23 protein-coding genes and 2 pseudogenes are annotated in these 20,234 nt (G+C 69.4%); 13 read left to right on the top strand and 12 right to left on the bottom strand.

What is annotated here, in order from left to right; all coding sequences use genetic code 11:
- Positions 1 to 17: 17 nt before the first annotated feature.
- Positions 18 to 480, top strand: a pseudogene (locus FM051_RS45555) (transketolase); the annotation flags it as partial.
- Between the two features lie 512 nt (positions 481 to 992).
- On the top strand, positions 993 to 1,259 hold the full coding sequence (locus FM051_RS45550; protein ID WP_158853427.1) for a DUF3040 domain-containing protein: 267 nt from the start codon (positions 993 to 995) through the stop codon (positions 1,257 to 1,259).
- 86 nt (positions 1,260 to 1,345) lie between these two features.
- Here FM051_RS45550 and FM051_RS45545 read toward each other — a convergent pair whose 3' ends face one another.
- Positions 1,346 to 1,591, bottom strand: a complete 246-nt coding sequence (locus FM051_RS45545) for a PPC domain-containing DNA-binding protein (protein ID WP_158853425.1) — start codon at positions 1,589 to 1,591, stop codon at positions 1,346 to 1,348.
- A 162-nt stretch (positions 1,592 to 1,753) separates the two neighbouring features.
- Complete coding sequence (locus FM051_RS45540; protein WP_158853423.1) at positions 1,754 to 2,317, bottom strand: hemerythrin domain-containing protein; 564 nt, start codon at positions 2,315 to 2,317, stop codon at positions 1,754 to 1,756.
- A 216-nt stretch (positions 2,318 to 2,533) separates the two neighbouring features.
- Here FM051_RS45540 and FM051_RS45535 point away from each other — a divergent pair, with 216 nt between their 5' ends.
- The 10 genes and pseudogenes from FM051_RS45535 (at position 2,534) to FM051_RS45490 (ending at position 9,655) form a co-directional block, all read left to right on the top strand.
- A complete protein-coding gene (locus FM051_RS45535) occupies positions 2,534 to 3,538 on the top strand; it encodes a S1C family serine protease (RefSeq protein WP_158853489.1) in 1,005 nt (334 codons plus the stop codon).
- Positions 3,539 to 3,542: 4 nt separating this feature from the next.
- Positions 3,543 to 3,935: pseudogene (locus tag FM051_RS53795) on the top strand (M50 family metallopeptidase); the annotation flags it as partial.
- 32 nt (positions 3,936 to 3,967) lie between these two features.
- On the top strand, positions 3,968 to 4,345 hold the full coding sequence (locus tag FM051_RS52630) for a DUF4232 domain-containing protein (RefSeq protein WP_238413142.1): 378 nt from the start codon (positions 3,968 to 3,970) through the stop codon (positions 4,343 to 4,345).
- A 112-nt stretch (positions 4,346 to 4,457) separates the two neighbouring features.
- The gene (locus tag FM051_RS45520) at positions 4,458 to 4,919 is read left to right on the top strand and encodes a YflT domain-containing protein (protein ID WP_202919404.1); all 462 of its coding nucleotides are present in this window, start codon (positions 4,458 to 4,460) and stop codon (positions 4,917 to 4,919) included.
- A gap of 403 nt (positions 4,920 to 5,322) precedes the next feature.
- Complete coding sequence (locus FM051_RS45515; protein WP_158853419.1) at positions 5,323 to 6,096, top strand: copper chaperone PCu(A)C; 774 nt, start codon at positions 5,323 to 5,325, stop codon at positions 6,094 to 6,096.
- A gap of 62 nt (positions 6,097 to 6,158) precedes the next feature.
- Entirely contained in the window at positions 6,159 to 6,353 is a 195-nt protein-coding gene (locus FM051_RS45510) for a hypothetical protein (RefSeq protein ID WP_158853417.1), read from the top strand.
- 64 nt (positions 6,354 to 6,417) lie between these two features.
- Complete coding sequence (locus tag FM051_RS45505) at positions 6,418 to 6,912, top strand: PPC domain-containing DNA-binding protein (protein WP_202919403.1); 495 nt, start codon at positions 6,418 to 6,420, stop codon at positions 6,910 to 6,912.
- A 171-nt stretch (positions 6,913 to 7,083) separates the two neighbouring features.
- Entirely contained in the window at positions 7,084 to 8,259 is a 1,176-nt protein-coding gene (locus FM051_RS45500) for a universal stress protein (protein WP_158853415.1), read from the top strand.
- 162 nt (positions 8,260 to 8,421) lie between these two features.
- The gene (locus FM051_RS45495; protein ID WP_158853413.1) at positions 8,422 to 8,907 is read left to right on the top strand and encodes a hypothetical protein; all 486 of its coding nucleotides are present in this window, start codon (positions 8,422 to 8,424) and stop codon (positions 8,905 to 8,907) included.
- 259 nt (positions 8,908 to 9,166) lie between these two features.
- The gene (locus FM051_RS45490) at positions 9,167 to 9,655 is read left to right on the top strand and encodes a MarR family transcriptional regulator (protein WP_238413141.1); all 489 of its coding nucleotides are present in this window, start codon (positions 9,167 to 9,169) and stop codon (positions 9,653 to 9,655) included.
- Between the two features lie 42 nt (positions 9,656 to 9,697).
- On the opposite strand, the gene FM051_RS45485 is transcribed toward FM051_RS45490, so the two are convergent.
- On the bottom strand, positions 9,698 to 10,534 hold the full coding sequence (locus tag FM051_RS45485) for a DUF4142 domain-containing protein (RefSeq protein WP_158853411.1): 837 nt from the start codon (positions 10,532 to 10,534) through the stop codon (positions 9,698 to 9,700).
- Positions 10,535 to 11,280: 746 nt separating this feature from the next.
- Between FM051_RS45485 and FM051_RS45480 the strand changes: the two genes are divergently transcribed.
- Positions 11,281 to 11,733 (top strand): CBS domain-containing protein, encoded by a 453-nt coding sequence (locus FM051_RS45480; protein ID WP_158853409.1) that lies wholly within the window; start codon positions 11,281 to 11,283, stop codon positions 11,731 to 11,733.
- Positions 11,734 to 11,743: 10 nt separating this feature from the next.
- On the opposite strand, the gene FM051_RS45475 is transcribed toward FM051_RS45480, so the two are convergent.
- Genes FM051_RS45475 through FM051_RS45435 form a run of 9 tightly spaced genes read right to left on the bottom strand, consistent with a single transcriptional unit; the run spans position 11,744 to position 19,063 of the window.
- Entirely contained in the window at positions 11,744 to 13,429 is a 1,686-nt protein-coding gene (locus FM051_RS45475; protein ID WP_202919402.1) for a Na(+)/H(+) antiporter subunit D, read from the bottom strand.
- Complete coding sequence (locus FM051_RS45470) at positions 13,419 to 13,688, bottom strand: hypothetical protein (protein ID WP_158853405.1); 270 nt, start codon at positions 13,686 to 13,688, stop codon at positions 13,419 to 13,421. Before FM051_RS45470 ends, FM051_RS45475 begins: the two co-directional genes overlap by 11 nt.
- On the bottom strand, positions 13,685 to 15,184 hold the full coding sequence (locus FM051_RS45465; RefSeq protein WP_202919401.1) for a proton-conducting transporter transmembrane domain-containing protein: 1,500 nt from the start codon (positions 15,182 to 15,184) through the stop codon (positions 13,685 to 13,687). The genes FM051_RS45470 and FM051_RS45465 overlap by 4 nt, the downstream gene beginning before the upstream one ends.
- The gene (locus tag FM051_RS45460; protein ID WP_158853403.1) at positions 15,181 to 16,656 is read right to left on the bottom strand and encodes a monovalent cation/H+ antiporter subunit D family protein; all 1,476 of its coding nucleotides are present in this window, start codon (positions 16,654 to 16,656) and stop codon (positions 15,181 to 15,183) included. The genes FM051_RS45465 and FM051_RS45460 overlap by 4 nt, the downstream gene beginning before the upstream one ends.
- Positions 16,653 to 17,036, bottom strand: a complete 384-nt coding sequence (locus FM051_RS45455; RefSeq protein ID WP_158853401.1) for a cation:proton antiporter subunit C — start codon at positions 17,034 to 17,036, stop codon at positions 16,653 to 16,655. Before FM051_RS45455 ends, FM051_RS45460 begins: the two co-directional genes overlap by 4 nt.
- Positions 17,033 to 18,022, bottom strand: coding sequence for a DUF4040 domain-containing protein (locus FM051_RS45450; protein ID WP_158853399.1), 990 nt, complete (start codon positions 18,020 to 18,022; stop codon positions 17,033 to 17,035). Before FM051_RS45450 ends, FM051_RS45455 begins: the two co-directional genes overlap by 4 nt.
- Entirely contained in the window at positions 18,019 to 18,333 is a 315-nt protein-coding gene (mnhG, locus tag FM051_RS45445; protein ID WP_158853397.1) for a monovalent cation/H(+) antiporter subunit G, read from the bottom strand. The genes FM051_RS45450 and mnhG overlap by 4 nt, the downstream gene beginning before the upstream one ends.
- The gene (locus FM051_RS45440; RefSeq protein ID WP_158853395.1) at positions 18,330 to 18,608 is read right to left on the bottom strand and encodes an MrpF/PhaF family protein; all 279 of its coding nucleotides are present in this window, start codon (positions 18,606 to 18,608) and stop codon (positions 18,330 to 18,332) included. The genes mnhG and FM051_RS45440 overlap by 4 nt, the downstream gene beginning before the upstream one ends.
- Complete coding sequence (locus tag FM051_RS45435; RefSeq protein WP_158853393.1) at positions 18,605 to 19,063, bottom strand: Na+/H+ antiporter subunit E; 459 nt, start codon at positions 19,061 to 19,063, stop codon at positions 18,605 to 18,607. Before FM051_RS45435 ends, FM051_RS45440 begins: the two co-directional genes overlap by 4 nt.
- Between the last annotated feature and the right edge of the window lie 1,171 nt (positions 19,064 to 20,234).

The following is a 20,234-nucleotide window of genomic DNA, read 5'->3' as shown; positions in this document are numbered from 1 at the left end:
TGAATCCGGCAGAAGCGGTGAGCAGCACGGTGGACAGTCGATTCCGGCGAGAACTCGCCCAACAGTTGCGAGTGGACTCCGTGCGGGCGGGCGCGGCGAGCGGTTCCGGCCACCCGACCTCCTCGATGTCGGCCGCCGACCTCATGGCCGTGCTGCTCGACGGCCACCTCGACCCTGGACTTCCGGCGCCCGGACGATCCCGCCAACGACCACCTGGTGTTGTCCAAGGGACACGCGTCGCCGCTGTACTACGCGATGCTCAAGGCCGCGGGCGCGATCACCGATGACGAACTGCTCACCTTCCGCACGTTCGGCAGCAGACTGGAAGGACACCCGACACCGCGTATCCCACCCACCGACGTGGCCACCGGATCGCTGGGCCAAGGACTGCCCGTCGGTGTGGGCCTGGCGTTGGCGGGCAAGCGGCTGGACCGGATGCCGTACCAGGTGTGGGTGCTGTGCGGCGACTCCGAAATGGCCTCGGATGAGCGCGGAAGACGCGAGTGGCGGCCGGAAGGATGCACCGGATGGCGCGATCTCCACTTCACCCCGGACTTGGCGATACCAACAGCATTGAAGGATGCGGAGATGGAACAACACCGGACACGTGCGCCGGTCCACGCGGAGGCGATGGAGGGCCAGACCACGCTTCTCCGGCCGGTTCCCGGCACACCGCCCCAACCCTGCGCACCCCCTTACCCTCCAGTGGAGCCCGATGGCCTGCTGGCGTCGCCGCCCAGCGCGCTGAACTTCCTCGCCGGCATCCGGCTGCTGCCGGCGCCGTCGGTCTTGGACTACGGCACCGGGTCGGCATCCGACGAGAACGACGTGATCGTCGGTTCCGCGACCACCAACGACATCGTCGTCGGCGTTGCCGTCATCGTGCCGGCGGCGATCAGTCTCGGCGTTGCGATCCGAACGCAGCGCGCGCACGGCTTCGCGCGGCGAGCCCGGGAAGTGGCGGATCGGCAGGAGTGAGCGGTGACCGCACCATGACCCCCGACGAGAAGCAAACGCTGCGGGAGATCGAGCGACGCCTGGAGGCCGAGGACCCGCGGCTGGCGGAGGCGCTGCGGGGGGTGCCGTGCCGCGACGAGCCACGGACGTGGCCATGGCTGCTGCTGGGAGTTTTCGGGATCGCCCTCGCGCTGCTCGGCGTGCTGACGAGTTTCGTCCTGTTCCTGTTCGGAGTCGGTTGCGCTGTGGGCGGCTTCAACGTCCGTCACCGGCGCAGGCGTTCGGCGGGTGGAGTGGGGTGAACGAGGCCGCCGGTGCCGGGACAAGGCTGCGGCGGTGAGCGACGCCGTTCCCCGCCCGGCCGCGGCCCCTCCTCGGCCGGCCGGTATCACCGGCTCGGGTCCGGCCGGCCGGTCGGCGGCGCGAGGCCGTGGCGGAGCGGGTCGCGCTCCGCCACCGGGGGCTCGTCACGGAGGTCGATCAACGCCAGCCCGGTTTCCGGGTCGTACCGACGGTTGAGGCCGGTCGGCGACTCCGCCGGCACGACCTCCAGCGTGGGCCGCACACGTCCGTGCCGGAGGTGGCCGCCGCGTGTGGCACCGTCACGCAGCCCCAGCACGACGTGGGCGCGCACCGCCGGGCGCCGTCTTCGTCACACACGATGTCACCGGCCAGCGAGAGCACTTCCGCCTCACCGGCGTCCAGCACGACGGCGTAGTTCCGGCTCACGTTCGTGTTCAACATCTTGAGTCGAGCCATGTCTGCCACCGATCCCTCTCGCGCGCACGCGGCGCAGTCACGTGTTGCGGCCCGCCAGCGCGTCCCGCACCCGGTCGACGAGTCCCGCGCCGGGAGCGAGGATCCTGTTCGCGGGTGGACGGTCCGGAGCCGACGGGTGCGGGTGCGTCGGCGCCATCTTCTTGGCCCGCAGGAACTTCTCCCCGAGATCGCGCAGCCGCTCCTCGTCGCAGCTCGCGGACAGCTTGGGCAGCAGGTCGGACTCCTCGTCCTCGACGTGGTGGCGGATCACCGACATCAACCTGGTCACCAGCGCGTCGAATCTCGGGTCGCCCGCGTCGACGTCCTCGATCTGCTTCATCAGCTCCTCGGCCTCGGCGTGCTCGGAGAGCTCGTGCTCGGCGATCCGGTCGCCGTCCGGCAGCACCTCACGGGCAGCGGGGTAGAGGTACTGCTCTTCGGCGACGGAATGGCGGACCAGTTCGGCGATCACGTGGTCGGCCAGTTGCCTGCGCAGCTGTGGGTCGTTTTCGTTCTCCAGTTCGATGAACACCTGCTCCACCTCGCCGTGATCGGCGATGACGGCGCTGACGATGTCGTGCTCTTCCCGGGTCGCGGGCATCGTTGTCTCCTTCGCTCGTGGTGCGGAATCGGGTCGGCTCCGCACGCGCTTCGCGCCAGGGGGCGGCTGTCGGGTGCGGCATGCCCATCGGAGGGGAGACGAAACCCCTTGCGCTCACCTGACAGTCGTGCGGTGGCGCTAGGTCGCCGGCTACCTGGGTAACCGGGTGGCGTGAGACGGATCGGCGTCCCTCGATCGGGAGGTGGCGAGGTGCGAATGCGACACGCGGTAGCCGCGGTGGCGATCGTGGTCGCCGTGGGCGGCTGCACCGGCGCTGAGGTGGCCATGCGGGTCACATCCGCGACCACAGCGCCGTCCACGACGGAGGCCACACGGTCCTACGCCGACTTGGTGGAACGGGTGTCACCGAGCGTGGTGACGGTCCGGACCGATTCAGGTGTGGGCAGCGGTGTGGTGTTCCAGTCCGATGTCGTGGTCACCAATCAGCACGTGGTCGGGAACCGGCGCGAGGTCGTCGTGGAGTACGCCGACGGGCAGCAGTCGGCCGGCACGGTGCCGGCGGCCGACGACATCACCGATCTGGCGGTCGTGCGGACCGCTCGGAACCAGTTGCCGGTCGCGGACTTCCGCCGGGAGCTGCCCCGTCCCGGTGATCCCGTGCTGGCGATCGGGAGCCCCCTGGGCTTCGCGAACAGCGTGACCGCGGGCATCGTGTCGGGGCTGCATCGCGAGATCCCCGGCTCGGCGGCCCAGAGCCGGGCTCTGGTCGACCTGATCCAGACCGACGCGCCCATCTCGCCCGGCAACTCCGGGGGCGCCTTGCTCGACACATCGGGTCGCGTGGTGGGCATCAACGAGGCCTACATCCCGCCGGAGGTGGGCGCGGTGTCCCTCGGGTTCGCGATTCCGTCCGCGACGGCGGTGTACGTGGCCGAGCAGTTGCTCGCCACCGGCACGGTCGCCCACCCCTACCTCGGCGTGTCGGTGGGCAGGTTGACGGGCGAGATCCGCGAGCGGTTCGACATCGAGGTCGAGCAGGGCGCGCTGGTGCTGGGCGTGGACGACGGCAGCCCCGCCGCCTCGGCCGGTGTGCGCACCGGTGACGTCATCGTCCGCCTGGACGACCAGGACGTGCGCAGCGTCGAGGACCTCCTCGGAGCGCTGCGCGGCACCGAACCGGGCAGCACCGTCACCGTGGAGGTGGTCCGCGACGGGCAGCGGCAGGAGCTGAAGGTCGAGATCGGTTCGCGGACACGCTGAGAGGGTGACGACGGTGCGCGCGACGATCCACCTGGGACGGTTGTGGGGCATCAGGCTGGGCCTGCACTGGAGTGTCCTGGTCATCGTGCTCCTCCTGGTGCTCGGCATCGGCGCGGGCAGATTCCCGCTGGTGTACCCGGGGTACGAAGGCTGGGCGTACCTCCTCGCGGGTCTGGTGGCCGCCACGCTGTTCCTGCTGTCGCTGCTGGCACACGAGATGGCGCACGCCCTGGTCGCCAGGCGCGAGGGCCGGCAGGTGGAGGGCATCTCGCTGTGGATGCTGGGCGGACTGGCCTCGCTCAGGGGCCCGTCGCGCGGTCCCGGCGCGGAGTTCAAGGTCGCCGCCGCCGGACCGGTGACCAGCGTGCTCCTCGGCATCGTTTTCTACCTGCGGGCTTGCGAGTCCACATCGGACCTGGCAACACGGACATGCAGGGGACTCACGTTCCCCTGGGGTTCACCAACACCGCGTCACAGCCCTGCGCACTCCACGGCGCACCGGGGGTCTCCTACGTCACAGGCGAGAACGGCGAGCAGATCGGGCTGCCGGCGACGCGCGAGACCGAAGGCTCGGTGGTGACGATCGCGCCCGGCGAGACCGCGTCGGCGGGATTGTTCATGTCCAGCGCGCCGCCCAAGACGCCGGACTGCGCGCAGGTCCGAGTCGGTGGTCTTCGGGTCTTCCCGCCGAACACCACCGAACCGGTGTTCGTCGAGCACGACGCCATCGCGTGCGAACCACCCCGCGATGGTCCGTTCCTGGAGGTCGGGCCGATCGAACCAGGCGAGGACAACACCGGCGCGTGAGGCCCGCGCGCACGCCGGCCCAAGTGAGGTAGCACCCGTTCGCACGCGCGAGGCGGTCGGACGATCGCCCGGTGGGAACCCGCTATGCGAGATCGGACGTGGAGGTGTTCCCATGACTGCACCACAGTGCGGGACGGGTCGGGACGAACAGGTCCTGATCGGTTCCTATTCCTCCTACGCCGACGCGGAACGGGTCGTCGACCGGCTCTCCGACGCCGGCTTCCCCGTGCGGCACACCGCGATCGTCGGAAGAGGGCTGAACAGCGTGGAGCAGGTCACCGGCCGGCTCACGGTGCTGGGCGCGGCCGGGCGGTCGGCCCTGTCGGGCGCGCTCATCGGTGCTCTGTTCGGCTGGTTGTTCGGCGTGTTCAACTGGATCGCCCCGGTGATCTCGGGCCTGCTGCTGGCCCTCTACGGCGCGATCTTCGGCGCGATCGGACACGCCTTGACCGGTGGTCGCCGCGACTTCTCATCGGTTTCCGCGATGCGAGCCGACTCCTACGAGGTGCTCGTGTCGGCCCACGTCGTCGATCAGGCACTTCAGGTGCTCCAAGGCGGCACACCCGACCGCTGAACACCTCCGATCGGGCCGCGGCTCCAGGAAGACCTCGGCTCCGTCCTGCGACACCACTTGCTCGTCCTGTGCCGGCTGTGGCGCTATGGGACAGCGCGAACTCTCTTTCGCTTCCGTCCGCCGCCAGCGCGATCCTCAGGCCGCCTTGCCGTGCCACTCCCGCGGCGGCGGTCAGTTCGTTGATGGCCTCGGCTGCCGTGTCGTCGATGTCCAGCAACGCCGTCCGCCGCGACCGGGTGGAGACGACGGTTCGAGCGCCTACTCGCGCGATGTGATCCCGGTTGGACGGACTGACCCGCACCTTGCGATTGGCTGACGAGGGCGGATGGGCGTTGTTCGGCGGGGCGTCGGCGGGTAGCCGCAGGGTATGGGCCGTTTCCGAGTTCTCGCTGTGGTGGCCGCGGTGTCGCTCGTGGTGGTGTCCTGCGGTGAACCGCAGCGGGTGTTGGAGAGCGGCACGATGAGGACCAACGGTCAGGTGGGCGACGTGGTGTTGCGCAACGTCGTGGTCGAGGCACCGCCGGAGCACGCCTGGCGGCCCGGTGACGACGCGACGGTCCGGTTGACGCTGCTCAGCCGCGCCGACCGGCCCGAGGCGCTGGTCGGGGTGCGGACCGACGCCGCGACGCGGGTCGAGATGTGGGCGGACCGCGATTGCGACGGCGTGAGCGAGCCGGTGGACCGGATCCACGTGCCCGCCGAGGGCGTGGTGAACGAGCCGGGCAGTGTCCATGCCGCCTACCACCTGCGGATCGTCGGCTTCACCCGTGAAGTGCTTGCCGGCACGACGGTTCCGTTGACCTTCGCGTTCGAGGGCGTCGGGGAGACGACGCTCGACGCGATGGTGGAGGCCACCGGCGACGGTGACGTGCTGCCGCCGTTGACCTGCGGGAGTCCGTCGACATCTGGTCCGCCCACGTCGGAGGAGTCCCCGACCTCACCGTCACGGCCCGCGTTGACGCTGAGCGGTCGGGTGCAGGCCGGGGTGGAACCGGGCTGTCTCGTCCTGTCCACCGACAGAGGACAGTTCCTGCTGCTCGGTGCCGATCCGGAGGTCGTCCGGGCGGGTGCGGAGGTCGTCGTCGAGGGGGTGGCGCGGCCGGACCAGATGACCACCTGCCAACAGGGAACACCGTTCACCGTGCTGGAAGCCCGGCCGGTACCGACGAACCGGTGAGGAGACGGCGGGATGGACCGGCTCACCACAAGGAGCACCGGCAGACGATGAAGGAGGAACAGGTGACTTCTCGCATTCCGCAACAACCGCCGCCCGGTCGACGATTCGAAGAATCCGACCCCGCGCCGGTCGCCTCGCAGGGGCACCAGCCGGTCGTCGTGGTGATGGCCGCGACGAGTGCCGCGGCGACGTTCACCTACCGACGCGCCCGCCGTCAGGCCGTAGACGACGTCAAGACCGGGCGCGGCAGCCCTTGACGGAGAAGATTTCGACAACGGGCCTGGTAGAGGTCCGGGATCGGTGGGAGATATGGCTCGGCACATGCGGTTGAACGCCGACGCTGTGCGCGATTACGCCATCGTGATGGAGACCGGTGACTCGGTGGTGGACGAGTTGCTGGTGTTCGCGCACGAGCGGGAACTGCGGACCGCCTCGTTCACCGGGATCGGTGCGTTCAGCCGGTGCACGCTGGCGTTCTACGACGTGGAGGCGAAGGAGTACCTGGACAACCCGGTCGAGGAACAGGCGGAAGTGGTCTCGCTGGTGGGCGATGTGGTGCGTACCGACGACGGTGGCTGGCAGGTGCACGCGCAGGTTGTGCTCGGACTGCGGGACGGCGCCGCCAGAGGCGGCCATCTGCGCCACGCGGTGGTGCGCCCGACGCTGGAGGTGATGCTGATCGAGTCGCCGCGCGGGCTGACGCGGCGCTTCGACCCGGACAGCGGACTGGCGCTCATCGATCTCGGCGCGGGCGAGCCGGTGACCGATCCCAACCCGCTGCGGCACGGGCTGGCACCGGAAACCGGCTCGCACTGACCAGCGTGCGGCGGGACACGGACGTGCGGACACCGGACAACAGTCCGCCAAAGCACGCGGCGATCGGGCGAGCGCGGTCACGACCGGTGGGGCCCACTCCACAACCGGATCGGGTGCCACCGGTCAGGACCACGGGAAGGCCCTCCGGCAAGCACCGGGAGGTGACCGGCGATGGGAGCGACAGCCGACCACGGCGACGAAGGTCGCTTGGCCGACATCGAGCGTGAGCTGACCGCGAGCGACCCCCGGCTGGCTGCGGCCTTGCGCACGATGACACCGCTGTGGCGACCGGCATGGCCGTGGATGGCTCTGGCCGTCATCGCGGTGGTGCTGTTGCCGTTCGGGTGGCTGCTGGGCAGTTCGGCCGTTGTGCTGCTGGGTGTTGGCTGCTCGCTCGTGGGCGCGGTGCTGGTGAAGCGCCGCGCACGCTGGTCGACATCGTGGCAGGAGGAATCGGTGTTGAGGACTGACGGTGCGGTGGTCGTGGGTATCGATGGCACGGCGCCGTCCGTACGGGCGGCGATCTGGGCCGCGCGTGAGACAGCGGCCTTCGATCGGCCTCTGGTGCTGGTGCACGGGATGCGCTGGCCGGTCTACACGCAGGCGCACCTGGACCTACAGGTGGATGCCGGTGGTGAGGAATCCATGCGGCGATGGGCCCAGGACATGCTCGACATGATCGCCGAGCGGTGTCGCGCCGTCGGTGCGGTCGAGGTGAGAACGGAGATCACCTCGGGTGACCCGGCGGACGCGGTGCTCCTCGGCGCCGACGAGGCGGCCTTCGTCGTCGTGGGCCACGCCGATCGGAGTGCTGTGGCCAGGCTGCTGCTGGGGTCGACCGCGGTCCGGCTGACCCGGTCGTGCTCGGTGCCCGTCGTCGTCGTCCGCGACGAAGCGGTCATCCTGGAGAACGGGGCCGGAGGCCTGGTCGTCGTCGGCGTGGACGGCTCGCCGGTCAGCGGTGTTGTCGTCCGGTTCGCATTCGACTTCGCCTCGCGGCACGGTGCCGAGATCCGGATAGTGCACGCGGCCGACCACGTGGACCCCGGTGTGGAGGTCGTCGAGACGAACACCGTGGCCGAACTCCGGCAGGGTGGCGGTGTGGTCGGCGCGGGACTCGCGGACTGCGCACGGCGGTACCCCGACGTCCGCAGCACCGTGTACACCACCACCGGCTCACCGGCGGAAGTCCTGCTCGCCGCCGCGGCCGGCGCCCGACTACTCGTGGTGGGCAGCCACGGCAAGGGACCGGTGAGTCGCGCCCTCCTCGGTTCGGTCAGCCACACGGTCGTCAACCACGCACCGTGCCCCGTCGCCGTGCTGCCCCCGGAAACCACGAGGTCCTGAGAAGGAGTGGGACGTGACGTGGTCCGAGGAACAGGAAAACAGCTTCGCCCGGACCTCAGGCGCAAGGCGTTCGCAAGGTACCCGCGTCCGCGCACGGGAATCCGGCTGGAGGTGAACGACAGAACCGAAACGGACCGGACTCACGGCCGGGAGTGGTGGAGCATGTCACGACGTACCGAGAGGCTGTTGGCTGCAAGCGCGGCGCTCGCGCTCGCCACCGGCTTGACCGGATGCGGCGCCGCCGACGACAACCCCGCCGCGGACAACGCGCCGACCACCACGACCACGACGGTGGAGACCACCACCACCACCGCCCCTGCGGAGACGCAGTACTTCGCCGGAGCCGAGCACGTGGGCGAGCAGGTCACGATCACCGCCGCGGTGCAGAACGACCTGACCGCGGAGTCGGTCGTGCTGGACGCGGCCGCCTACGGCGACGACAGCCTGCTGGTGCTGTCCAAGGGAGACCAGCAGGAGTTCACCGAGGGGCAGGCAGTCACGGTCAACGGCACCGTCCGCCAGTTCTCCTACGACGACTACGCCGACGAGTACGGATTGGTCGAGGCCGCGCTGTTCGACGCCTACGCCAACGAGGAGTTCCTGGCCGCCGAGACCATCGTCGCCGAATCGCCCGCGCCGACCAGTTGACCACACCACGACCCAGCTGCACCTGGGCGGAGAGTACGGCATGGCCGGTACACACGGCATCGAGCCGTTCACCGGCCCGGCCACGGCCCGGACTTCGTCGCCTCGCGGGACTTCACCCCGTTGAGCTGAGGCGGATCGTCAGGTACTCGTCAGGTCCGGCGGGTGCGGGGTTGCGCCATGATGGTGCGGCGACTCGCGGAGCGACACGCACCGCGAGTCGACCATTCCTCGCGCCCACGCGTTGAGGTGCAACTTTCCCATGAACCGGGCCAAGGTCTCCAGCGGAGACATCGACGCGCTCACTGACGCCATGCTCGCCGCGTCGTGGCTCCTGGTGGCCGTGTCGGCGCGGTCCATCGCCGTGGTGGGCGACTCGATCACGTTGGCGCAGTTCCGGTTGCTCGTCGTCCTGGACAGCCGGGGCCCGCTCAAGTCGACCTCGCTCGCAGAGCACCTGTCGGTCAACCCGTACACCGCCACCCGGATGGCGGACCGCCTCTCCGACGCCGACCTCGTGGTCCGGCAGGCCGGCTCGACATCCAGGCGGGAAGTCGTGCTCGGCCTGTCACCCGAGGGCAAGCGAGTGGTCCGGACGGCCACCCGCCGCCGCGCCGAGATCCGCAAAAATCGTTTCGCGGATGCCGGCGGAGACCAGGGTGGGGTTGGTCGACGCGCTCGCGGCGTTCGCCGAGGCGGGCGGCGAGCCGGTGGTGCCGGACGACTGGACCCGCTCGGCACGCCGGCCTGACGTCCTCCTCGCGGTGCGACGCCGTCAGCGCCCTGAGCGGCGTCAGCCGCTGGTCCCGCGCCGATTCCGACGGGAGACCCCGCCCGACCCGCTGCCCCTGATCCAGAAGAACACCATCGCGCCGAGGGTGAGGAGCAGTGCGCCGCCGAGCAGGGTGTCCCGCACTGTGCCGGAGGTGTCCGCGGACGCGGCGGCTGTGGGCTGCGGCACGGGCGTCGTGCGCCGCACGCCGGGAGCGGGCGCGGCGGCGCCCGTGGTCGGCGCGGCGGCGACGGCGAGGGTGGCCAGTGGGATCGCCTCGGTGTCGTCGAAGTCGACCAGGCCGGTCGCCTCCAACACGGTGATGTGGTCGAGCACGACCGTCATGCACCGTTCGGCGAAGCTGCGGATCAGGGTGTTCCGGGTGCCGGAGCGCACCTGCGCGAGGAACTTGAACACGCCGCCGTGCGCGGCCCGGAGCCGGTTGGCGAAGATCCGGTCGAACTCGACGCTGCCGGCGGGCGCTTCGGTCATCTCGGCGATCCAGCGCTTCTGGTCGGCGTTGGACTCGGTCGGCAGTTCGACCTGGAGCAACCGGCCCAGTTCGGCCACCTTGCGGTCGAGTTCCTCGTGGCCCGCGATGAGGTGACGGCTGGCTTCCTTGACCTTCGGGTTCGCCGACTTCTCCAGGCCGAGGCGGCCTGCGGGGCCTTCCCACAGGCCGGCCAGCTGCACCTTCACCAGCATGTCCCGCCCGGCCGGGCCGAGTGGACCCCACTCGGTCTCGGTGGTCTCGGTCTGTCCGGCGGGCGCGGGTTGGGCCGCGACCGCGCCCGCGGAGCCCGCGAGCAGGGCGAGGGACCACACGACACACGCCACGATGAATCGGATCGGAGCCACCTGATCATCCCCTGGTTCTTCGCTTCGGCTGTCGGGGTTCGACAAATGCGAATACGGCTGGGAATGCGCGGCGGTTCAGTCGGGGCAGCGAAATCAGAAGTGCTGCCCGATCGGGTGGTCGAGACCCGGGCGGCCGGCCGTGACAGTCTGGTCCCGGAACGGTTGCAACGCGCTGAAGACCTGGTCAACCGGTTGCGGGTGCATCCGCAGCGGTCACAGACAAGGACGGGAGAGGACCCTTCCCGGCCGCCGGTAATGGCGGTCACGGCACTGGCGTCGACTTTATCGCCGGCGTCCGGTGAATTCTCGGGGCCTCGTACCACTCTGGCGGAAAACCGCGACTATGAACCTTGCGATCTGCTTACGGATGGCCCTGGGTGACGAAGGCTTCGCACGACACGAGCATGAGCGAGGGGCGGCATCCGTCGGATGTCCCTGCGATGTCGTCGCCTGGATCATCAGTGCAAGCCAGCGAGTCGTCCGGTGAGTTTGCGGTCGTCGGCGTGCTGATCGCCGCCGTCATCTGGACCCGCCTCCTCATGTCCCCGCCACCGCCGTCCTCCCCGGCACGCGGACCCGACGATGATGGCGGGCCGCCACCCGACCCGGATCGGGGTGCGGTCGCATGACCGGTCCGCTGGTCGACGCCGCTGTTCGTGCCGGCGGACCATTGCGTGGCGAAATCGGACTAATAAGACCAATCGGATGATAGGCGGAAGTCGGACAATCCGGGTAGTGTCGGTGTCGTGCAGGCCGGAGAGCTCGCTGTCGACTTCCCTGCGATCACCGCCGATTCCAGCGCGGTCGCGGCGGTGCGCAAGCTCGTCTCCGAACGACTGCCCGGCTTGATCGTGGTCGAGGACGGCAAGCCGGTCACCGCGCTGCCGGCGTATCAGGTGGCTCGATTCCTGGTCCCCGTGTACATGAGGGTCGATCCGACCCTCGCGCGTGTGGTGGCCGAGCGGCACGCGGACCAGCTGTGTGCCCGCCTGGTCGGCAAGCAAGTGCGTGACCTGTTGCCCGAGGGCAGGTGGGAACCGCTGGTCGTGCGGGCCGGCGAGACGGTGATGCAGGTCGCCGAGCTCATGGAACGGGCCCACAGCCCGCTGGTCGCGGTAGTGGGCGAGGACGGCACGTTGCTGGGCGCGATCACGTTGTTCGAGCTGCTCGACGCAACGCTGCGCGAGCTGCCCGACTAGCGGTCCCCGGTCACAGCAACGCCAGCAGGAGAACACCGCCGAGCACGAGCACGAGCCACCAGATCATCAGGTGGGTGGACCAGGTCACCGCGACACGGCCATCGGGCCGCAGAGGGCGGGTGGCGGCCACCCAGAGCTTCTCCGTGGCACGCCGCACCGGTGCGCCCACCCGCGCGCGCAGCCGCGTGAGGCCTCGTGCCGCGGCGTGCCAAGCTGAGGGCAGGAACCGTCGGTAGACCACCTCGAAGTCGACGTTCACCGAGCGGAGCTCCGGCGGGTAGAGGCCGGTGCGGACGAGCAGGGTGAAGGCCATCGATGCCAGCAGCAGCAGTTGGAGCTGGTTGATGACGTGCGGCGTGGTGAACAGCTCGTACTCCACCGGGTACGGGAGCAGGCCGTACAGCAGCGAGGGCACCGCGCCGATCGTGATGCACAGCAGGGCGGCCAGGGCCATCGCGACCCGCATGCTCACCGGGGGTTCGGCCACCCGGTGGCCGTGGTCGTGGGCGAAGAAGGCGAAGTACGGGATCTTGATGCCGGCGTGGTGGAAGACGCCCGCGGATGCGAACAGCAGCATCAGCCAGATCACCATGCGGTGGTCCGCCGCCACCCCTTCCATGATCAGCGACTTCGAGGCGAAACCGGAGAACAGGGGGAAGGCGGAGATCGACGCGGCGCCGATCATGCACAGCACCGCGGTCTGTGGCATGGACTTGTAGAGGCCGCCGAGCTCGGACCCCTTGGTGGTGCCGGTGCGCATCAGCACCGCGCCCATGCTCATGAACAGCAGACCTTTGAACACCATGTCCGCGACGGCGTGCGCCGCCGCGCCGTTGATCCCGAAAGCGCCGCCGATGCCGACGCCGACGACCATGAACCCGAGCTGGTTGATCATGCTGTAGGCCAGCACCCGGCGCAGGTCGTTCTCGATGACCGCGTAGAAGATCGGGAAGCAGGTCATGATCGCGCCGATCCACACCAGCATCTCGGTGCCGGGGTAGCCGCGCGCAAGGGTGTAGACGGCGAGCTTCGTGGTGAACGCGGACAGCGCGACCGCGCCGACCACCGTCGATTCCGGGTAGGTGTCGGGCAGCCACGCGTGCAGCACGGGGAACGCGCACTTGAGGCCGATCGCGCAGAGGATCAGCGTGCCGCCCGGTCCGTCCAGGCCGAGGTAGCCGAACTCCAGCCCTTCGCCCGCCGTGACCCGCAGCACGATCCCGGCCAGCATCAGCAGTCCGGAGAGCACCTGGACGGCGAGATAGCGCATGCCGGCGCGGTAGCTGCGCTCGGTCCTGCCCGCCCAGATCAGGAAGACCGACGACAGGCCGGCCAACTCCCAGAACACGAACAGCGTCAGCAGGTCTCCGGCGAGCGCGCCGCCGACGGCGGTGGCGGCGTAGACGAGGACCATCGCCTGCTGCAACGAATCCCGCAGGTGCAGCGCGTAGATGGCGGTCAGCAGCGCGGCGACGAGGAAGCCGGTCGCGAACACGCGGGACAGGGCGTCCACCCGCACGGGGGTGAGGACCAGGCCGAACACCTCGAAGGACGCGCCGACGCCCTCGGGCAGCACCCACAGCACGACCAGGCCCGCGATCGGCAGCGACACCAGCAGCGCGCCGCGCGCCCGACCGCGCAGCAGCGGAGTGCCGAGCGCGCCGAGCATCACCACCAGGGCGGGGCTAATCGTCATCCTCATCCCGTTCCGGCCGGTCGTAGTAGTCCTCGTCGCGCTTGAGGAACCGCCGCAGCCACTTCGCCGTGAGCACCAGGCCCACGCTCCCGACAAAGCCGTACAGGGGGTAGAAGGCGAACCACCCGTCGATCCCGAAGTGCGGCTTCTTGCGGTAGAAGACGTCGGCGACGATCGCCAGCGCGCACAGCGCCGCGAGGCCGTACACGATGCGGGTCACGTTGCGGGGTTCGTCCAGCCATCGGCGGTCGTCGTTCACGGCAGCTCCACGATTCCGGATAGCTCCGGGATTCCGGACAGGGGTGTGATCACTGCCTCCGCGACGAGGAACAGCGCGGCGCACCCGATCGCGGTCAGGACCGGCGGTCCGACCAGGGCCGGCGACGCCTCACCGTGCAGTGGTGCCACAGGTGGCGGCCGGAAGAACGCGCGCACCGGTATCGGCATCAGATAGGCCAGCGCCAGCATCGAGCCGACCAGCAGGACCAGCATCATCACCAGTTGGTCGGCCTCGGCGGCGCCCATCAGCAGCAGCCACTTGCTCCACATGCCGCCCACCGGAGGCAGACCGATGATCGAGACCGAGGCCACCAGGAACGCGCCGAACGTCCACGGCATCGTGCGCCCGAGCCCGTCCAACTCGCCCACCCGGGTCTTGCGGGCCGTGACGTAGATGGCGCCGGCGCACATGAACAGCGTGATCTTGGCGATGGCGTGGGCCACCATGTGCAGCGCGCCGCCCGCGATCGCGACGTCACGGGCGAGCGTCGCGGCCAGCACTATGTAGGCGAGTTGGCTCACCGTCGAGTACGCGAGGCGGCGTTTGAGGTTGTCGCTGCGCACCGCGATCACGCCGGCGGTGAGCAGAGTGACCGCCGCGACCCACATCATCGGCCGGGCAGCGCCGCTCACGTCCAGCGTGTCGAGCCCGAAGACGTAGACCGCGACTTTGAGGACGGTGAACACGCCGGCTTTGACCACGGCCACCGCGTGCAGCAGCGCCGACACCGGGGTCGGCGCCACCATCGCCGCCGGCAGCCAGCGGTGGACCGGCATCAGCGCGGCCTTGCCGATGCCGAACAGGTAGAGGGTGAACAGCACGACGAGGACGGTCGTCCCGGCGTGGCCGGTGAGCAGTCCGCCGGGCCGGAAGTCCGTGCTGCCGGCCAACAGCCAGGTCCACGCGATCGCCGGGAGCAGCAGACCGACGGAGGTCGCCAGCAGCAGCACGAGGTAGGTGCGGCCCCCGCGTTCGGCGTCCGGGTCGCCTTTGTGGACGACCAGCGGCCACGTGGCCAGCGTCATGATCTCGTAGCCGACGAACAGGGTGATCAGGTTCGCCGACAGCGCGATCCACATCGCGGCGGCGATGGTCAGCGCGACGAAGAAGTAGAAGCGGGTCTGGTCGGTCTCGCGGTTGCCCCGCAGGTAGCCGATCGAGAAGACGGTCGTCACCGGCCAGAGCACGGCGGCGAGAGTGGCGAACAGCAGGCCCAGCGGCTCCAGCGCGAACTCGAACGACAGGCCGGGCAGCCAGGACCACAGTTCGAAGCGCAGGTCCCGACCGGCCGCGGGCCACAGCCCGAGCACCGCGACCGCCAACGCGATCCCGCCGACCAGTGACGCCGCCTCCCGCAGGTTCGGGTGGCGTCGCAGGAGCAGCACGGCGCCACCTGCCAGCAGGGGCAACGCCACGATGACGGGCAACGCCGTGGCCTGGTCGGGCGAGGTCCAGGTCGCGAGCAGGCCACTCACCCCCCGTTCCGCAGCAGCGCCGCCGCCGCGGCGTCGGCCAGACTCGACGGCAACGTGGCGTCGAGGCCGAAGTAGACCGACAGGAGGACGAGGAACCAGATCGCGGCGACCATCGAGACCGGCGGCCGGTTCATCACCGTGACCAGCGACGGCTCGCGGAACCAGCCGACCTCGACGATGCGCCCGACGTAGACCAGCGCGAGCAGGGAACTGACCAGCATCGCGGCGAGCACCGGCCACTGGCCCCGTTCCAGCAGCGCCGTCGCCAACGCCCACTTGCTGACGAACCCGGCGGTCGGTGGCACGCCGACCAGGCCGAGACCGGCCACGACGACGGCGGCGAACGTCCACGGCATGCGGCGGCCGAAACCGGCCAGGTCGTCGAGCCGCGCCGAGCCCAGCCGCAGCACCAGCAGCCCGGCCGCGGCGAACAGCGCCGCCTTGGTCACGGCGTGGTTGATCACGTGCAGGTAGGCGGCTGACACGCCCGCCGTGGTGGCGAGGCTGATGCCGGCCACGATGTAGCCGATCTGCGCGATGCTCGACCAGGCCAGCAGGTACTTGAGGTCGGTCTGGAAACAGGCGACGGCGGACCCGATCAGCATCGCGAGCACCGCCAGCAGCGCTCCGATCCGGCCGACCGGCATCACACCGAACACCAGGGTCGCGCCGAACACGGTGAACGCGAACCGCAGCAGCGCGTAGATCGCGACCTTGGTGGCCGTGGCGGAGAGGAGCACGCCGACCGCGGACGGGGCCTGGGCGTACGCATCCGGCAGCCAGGCGTGCAACGGGAACACGGCCATCTTGACCGCCAACCCGACCAGCACGAACACGACCGCGGCGTACAGCGCCCGGTTGCCGTGGAGCCCGCCCAGCCGCTGCGCCAGGTCGGCCATGTTGAGGGTGCCCGTGACGGCGTAGGCCAGGCCGATGCCGATGAGGACGAACACGGCGCCGACGCTGCCGACGACGAGGTAGCGGAAGGCCGCGAGCAGTGCGCGCCTGCGTCGTCCCATCGCGATCAGCGCGTACGAGGCCAGCGACATGATCTCCAGGAAGACGAACGCGTTGAAGGCGTCGCCGGTGACGGCGATGCCGAGCATCCCCGCCAAGACCAGGCACAGGCAGGCGTACACCAGCGGGACGCGTTTCGCGGCGACCTCGGCGGCGAGGCTGCGGTGGCTGAAGACGGCGACGACCGCGGCGATGAGCGACACCAGCAGCAACACCGGTGTGTTGAAGTCGTCGATCACGAATTCGATGCCGACCGGGGCGGTCCAGCCGCCCACCGAGTACCGCTGCGTTCCGGCCGTGGCCACGCGCTGCGCCAGCAGGACAGCGCAGCCGAGCGAGCCGAGCGCCGCCAGCAGGAACAGCAGCCATGCCGCGACGCGGGAACGCAGCAGCGCGCAGAGCGGTGCGCCGAGCAGGGGGAGGAGGACCTGTACGAACGGGAGCTGCACCGTCATGAGGCGACGCCGTCGCGGTCGGTGGTGTCGCGGTCGGAGATGTCGCGCTGGAGTATCTCGTCTTCTTCCAGGCTGCCGTAGGACTCGAAGAGGCGGACGACGAGCGCCAGGCCGACCGCGAGGGTGGCCACGCCGACCACGATCGCAGTCAGGATGAGGACATGGGGCAGCGGGTGGGAGTAGGTCTGGGTGCCCTCGGTGATGATGGGCGCGGTGCCGCCGTCGACCTTGCCGAGGCTGATGTAGAACAGGAACACGGCCACCTGGAACAGCGAGAGGCCGATCAGCTTCTTGATCAGGTTGCCGTGGCTGATGACCACGTAGAGGCCGATCATCATGAGCGCGAAGGTCAACCAGTAGACGTAGTGGGATCCGATCATCGTGACGCACCCCGGCCCGTGAAGCTGAAGAACACCGACGTCATCACCGTGGCGACGGTGAGGCCGATGGCCGTTTCGACCAGGAGGATCCCGAGGCGCTGCCCGGCCGCGGGGTCGTCGGGCCGCAGTGTGTCGTAGTCCAGGAACGAGCCGCCGAGCAGCACGGTCGCCACACCGAGCCCCATGAACAGGAGCAGACCGAGCGGGATCAGCACCCACAGCACTCTTTGCGGCAGCACCTGCTGGACTCTGTCCAGACCGAACACCAGGCCGTACAGCACGAACCCGGACGCGAAGATCACCCCGGCCTGGAAGCCGCCGCCGGCGCCGTAGTCGCCGTGGAAGAGCACGTACAGGGCGAACAGCAGGATGAACGGCATCAGCACCCCGCTGACGACGCGCAGGACGCGGTAGTCGGCCAGGACGAGATCCCTCTTCACCGGGCGGTTACGACGCGTGAGCGGCCCGAGCAGCAGCAGGACGGTGACGCCCGCGGTGAACACCACCACCAGTTCGCCCAGCGTGTCCAGCCCGCGGTAGCTCGCCAGCACGGAGGTGACGGTGTTCGGGATGCCCATGTCCTGCTGCGACTGGTACAGGTAGGTCTCGGTCACGGGGTGGTCGCGCACGGGGGTCGTGGCGGAGCCGAACGGCGGCAGGTCCTGGGCCGCGTAGCCGAGGGTGCCGCCGGTGAACAGCACGACGAGAGCGGCGGGCAGCCGCCGTCGGCGCGGTGTGACGGCCTCCCGCGAGCGGGTCAACGACAGCACGCCGAGCAGCAGCACCGTGCTGATGCCGACCCCGACCGCCGCCTCGGTGAACGCCACGTCGACCGCGTCCAGCAACACGAAGAGGCTGCCTGTGACCAGGCTGAACAGCGCGGTCAACATGGTGGCCTCGTAGAGGGCCCGCATCCGCGTGATCGCGAGCGCCGTGGCCCCGAGGATGGCGAACAACGAGATGTTCACCAGCACGAACGCTGTCATCGCCTGGCGTCCCCCGCACGCCAGACCGGCACACCATCCCGTCGTGCCGCCTGTGCCAGGGTGTGCGCCGCGGTCGGGCTGGTGATCACCATGAACAACATGATGATCAGCAGGCGGAGCCCGACCTCCCACTCAGTGGTCCGCAGGAGCAGGCCGAGCAGGATGAGACCGGCGCCCGCCGAGTCGGTCACGCCCACGGCGTGGATGCGGGTGTAGAAGTCCGGGAACCGGACCAAGCCCACCGCACCGGTCACCACGAAGAAGCCGCCGGCGGCCAGCAGCACACCGCTCAGTACCTCGATGACGGTCATGCCCGCTCGCCCTCCCCGTCGCCGATCGGTCCATCGTGGTGGGTCAGCCGGAGCACGGCGATGACCGCGACGAAGTTGACCAGCGCGTAGAGGATGCCGATGTCCAGGAACTCCGGCCGTCCGAAGAGGAACCCCGCCACCGCGACGAAGAGCACGGCCTTGGTGCCGAACATGTTGATGGCGAGGATGCGGTTGTAGAGGCCTGGACCGACGAACGCCCGGAACAGGGCCAAGGCCATGGTGACGAGCAGCGCGGCCATCACCGCGTAGATCATTTACGTGCCTCCAGGAGTCGTACCCGGCGCAGGTTCTTCTCGTCTTGGAGCTTCGCGATGTCCGACGCGTCGAGACTGTGGATCTCCACGTGCCCCTCGCCCACGTCCAGGGAGAGCGTGCCGGGGGTGAGCGTGACCGAGTTCGCGTAGATCACCTGCGAGATGGTGGACATGTCCCGGGCGGGCGTGTCGTCGACGGCCGGGTGCAACGCGACGCGCGGCGACCACACTTTCCGCGCGACAGCCCACGAAGAGGTGAGGACTTCCTTGCCGAGCCAGAGGAAGTACATCGGCAGCTGTAGCAACAGGCGTGCGGTGATGTTCTGGGAGTCCGCGATGCCGGCGCGGACGGAAATCCAGCACACCACGACGACCGAGAGCGCCCCGAGCGTCAGGAACAGCGCGTCGAAATGCCCGGACAGAACCAGCCAGAACAGGACGAAGGTGGGTGCCATGCGGAAAATCCACTGCATGAACCACTCCGATCGTCGTAGGGCGCGAAAGTCGCCAACGAGGCTGAGATATCCGGCCGGCGGTTCATAATGCGGTCGGTTGCCGACGCGCTCGGGGGATGGGCGCTCGCCGACTGGGCGATGGGAGGGATCCCGCGATCGGTCCCGCCGCCCCGGCTCCGGCGGTCGTCCTCGTCGCCAGGGCCGATCGGGCGACCGTCGGGCATTCGTGCTCTGCGGTCCGCGCACTTGGTCGTCCCACGCCGGCGCAGGGACGGTTCGGCGACGCCCGCACGTTGGTCTGCGAGGTCCGCTGCGCGGTGTGCGGCGGCAGCATCGACGAGGCATCCTCCCGATGGCGGCTACAGGCCGGACGACTTCCGCTTCGACCGCCGGTCAGCGAACGCCTCCCCGAACGTTCACATGATCGCCTGCTTTCGCGACAGCGGCACGTTGTTACCGGACGAACCTACCCGAACCGGACAATTGCGACAATGCGGTGCGGTGCCGCGTGTCACGCTCGTCCAACGCCACTGTGCACAGGAGGGCGGTGGCCCCACTTCACGAATCCCGGGGATCGTCCACGTCGGCACGGTGTGCGTATGGCGATCCACCGACGCGCCCTCGTCGATCCAGTGCGTGCCTGATCGCGGCAAGCCTGCCGGTCGACTCCTGTACGACCGGCCCGGTTCCGTCAGGCTTTCGGCATCACCGAGTCTGTCGTGTCCCGCCGCATCTCACCGCAGAGTGACTGCGGAGCGTGTGCTAACGATCGCACACCGAAGTTCCACATGGTGGGAGTTTACTTTCCTTTGGATATGGAATATCGCGGATCTGTGTGATCGGCCGCCGCCTCTGTGCAGGTCAAGGCCGGTGATGCAGGTGGAGGAGGTCGGCCCGGCGATGCCGGCGTCGGGTGTCGGCGACACGTCGGCAGTTCGTGGGTGTAGTTCCTTGACCTTGCCTTGAAAGGATCTTTACGACACCTTTGCAGTCGGAACGCAGGTCCGTTCGGCAGTTCGGCTCACGGTGTGCAGGTGAGCGTGCCGTGGAGCGAGGGGAGCCTATGGTCCGGCGGATTACCAGAGAGATTCTCTCGGGGCTGACGGTGGCTGTCGTCGCGTTGCCACTGGCGATCGCCTTCGGTGTGACCGCGACCGGTACCTCCGAGGGT

It is taken from the genome of Saccharothrix deserti (assembly GCF_009769385.1).
Lineage (GTDB): Bacteria > Actinomycetota > Actinomycetes > Mycobacteriales > Pseudonocardiaceae > Actinosynnema > Actinosynnema deserti.
The sequence above is the reverse complement of the archived record's forward strand: the minus strand, read 5'-3'. Positions and strand labels throughout refer to the sequence as shown.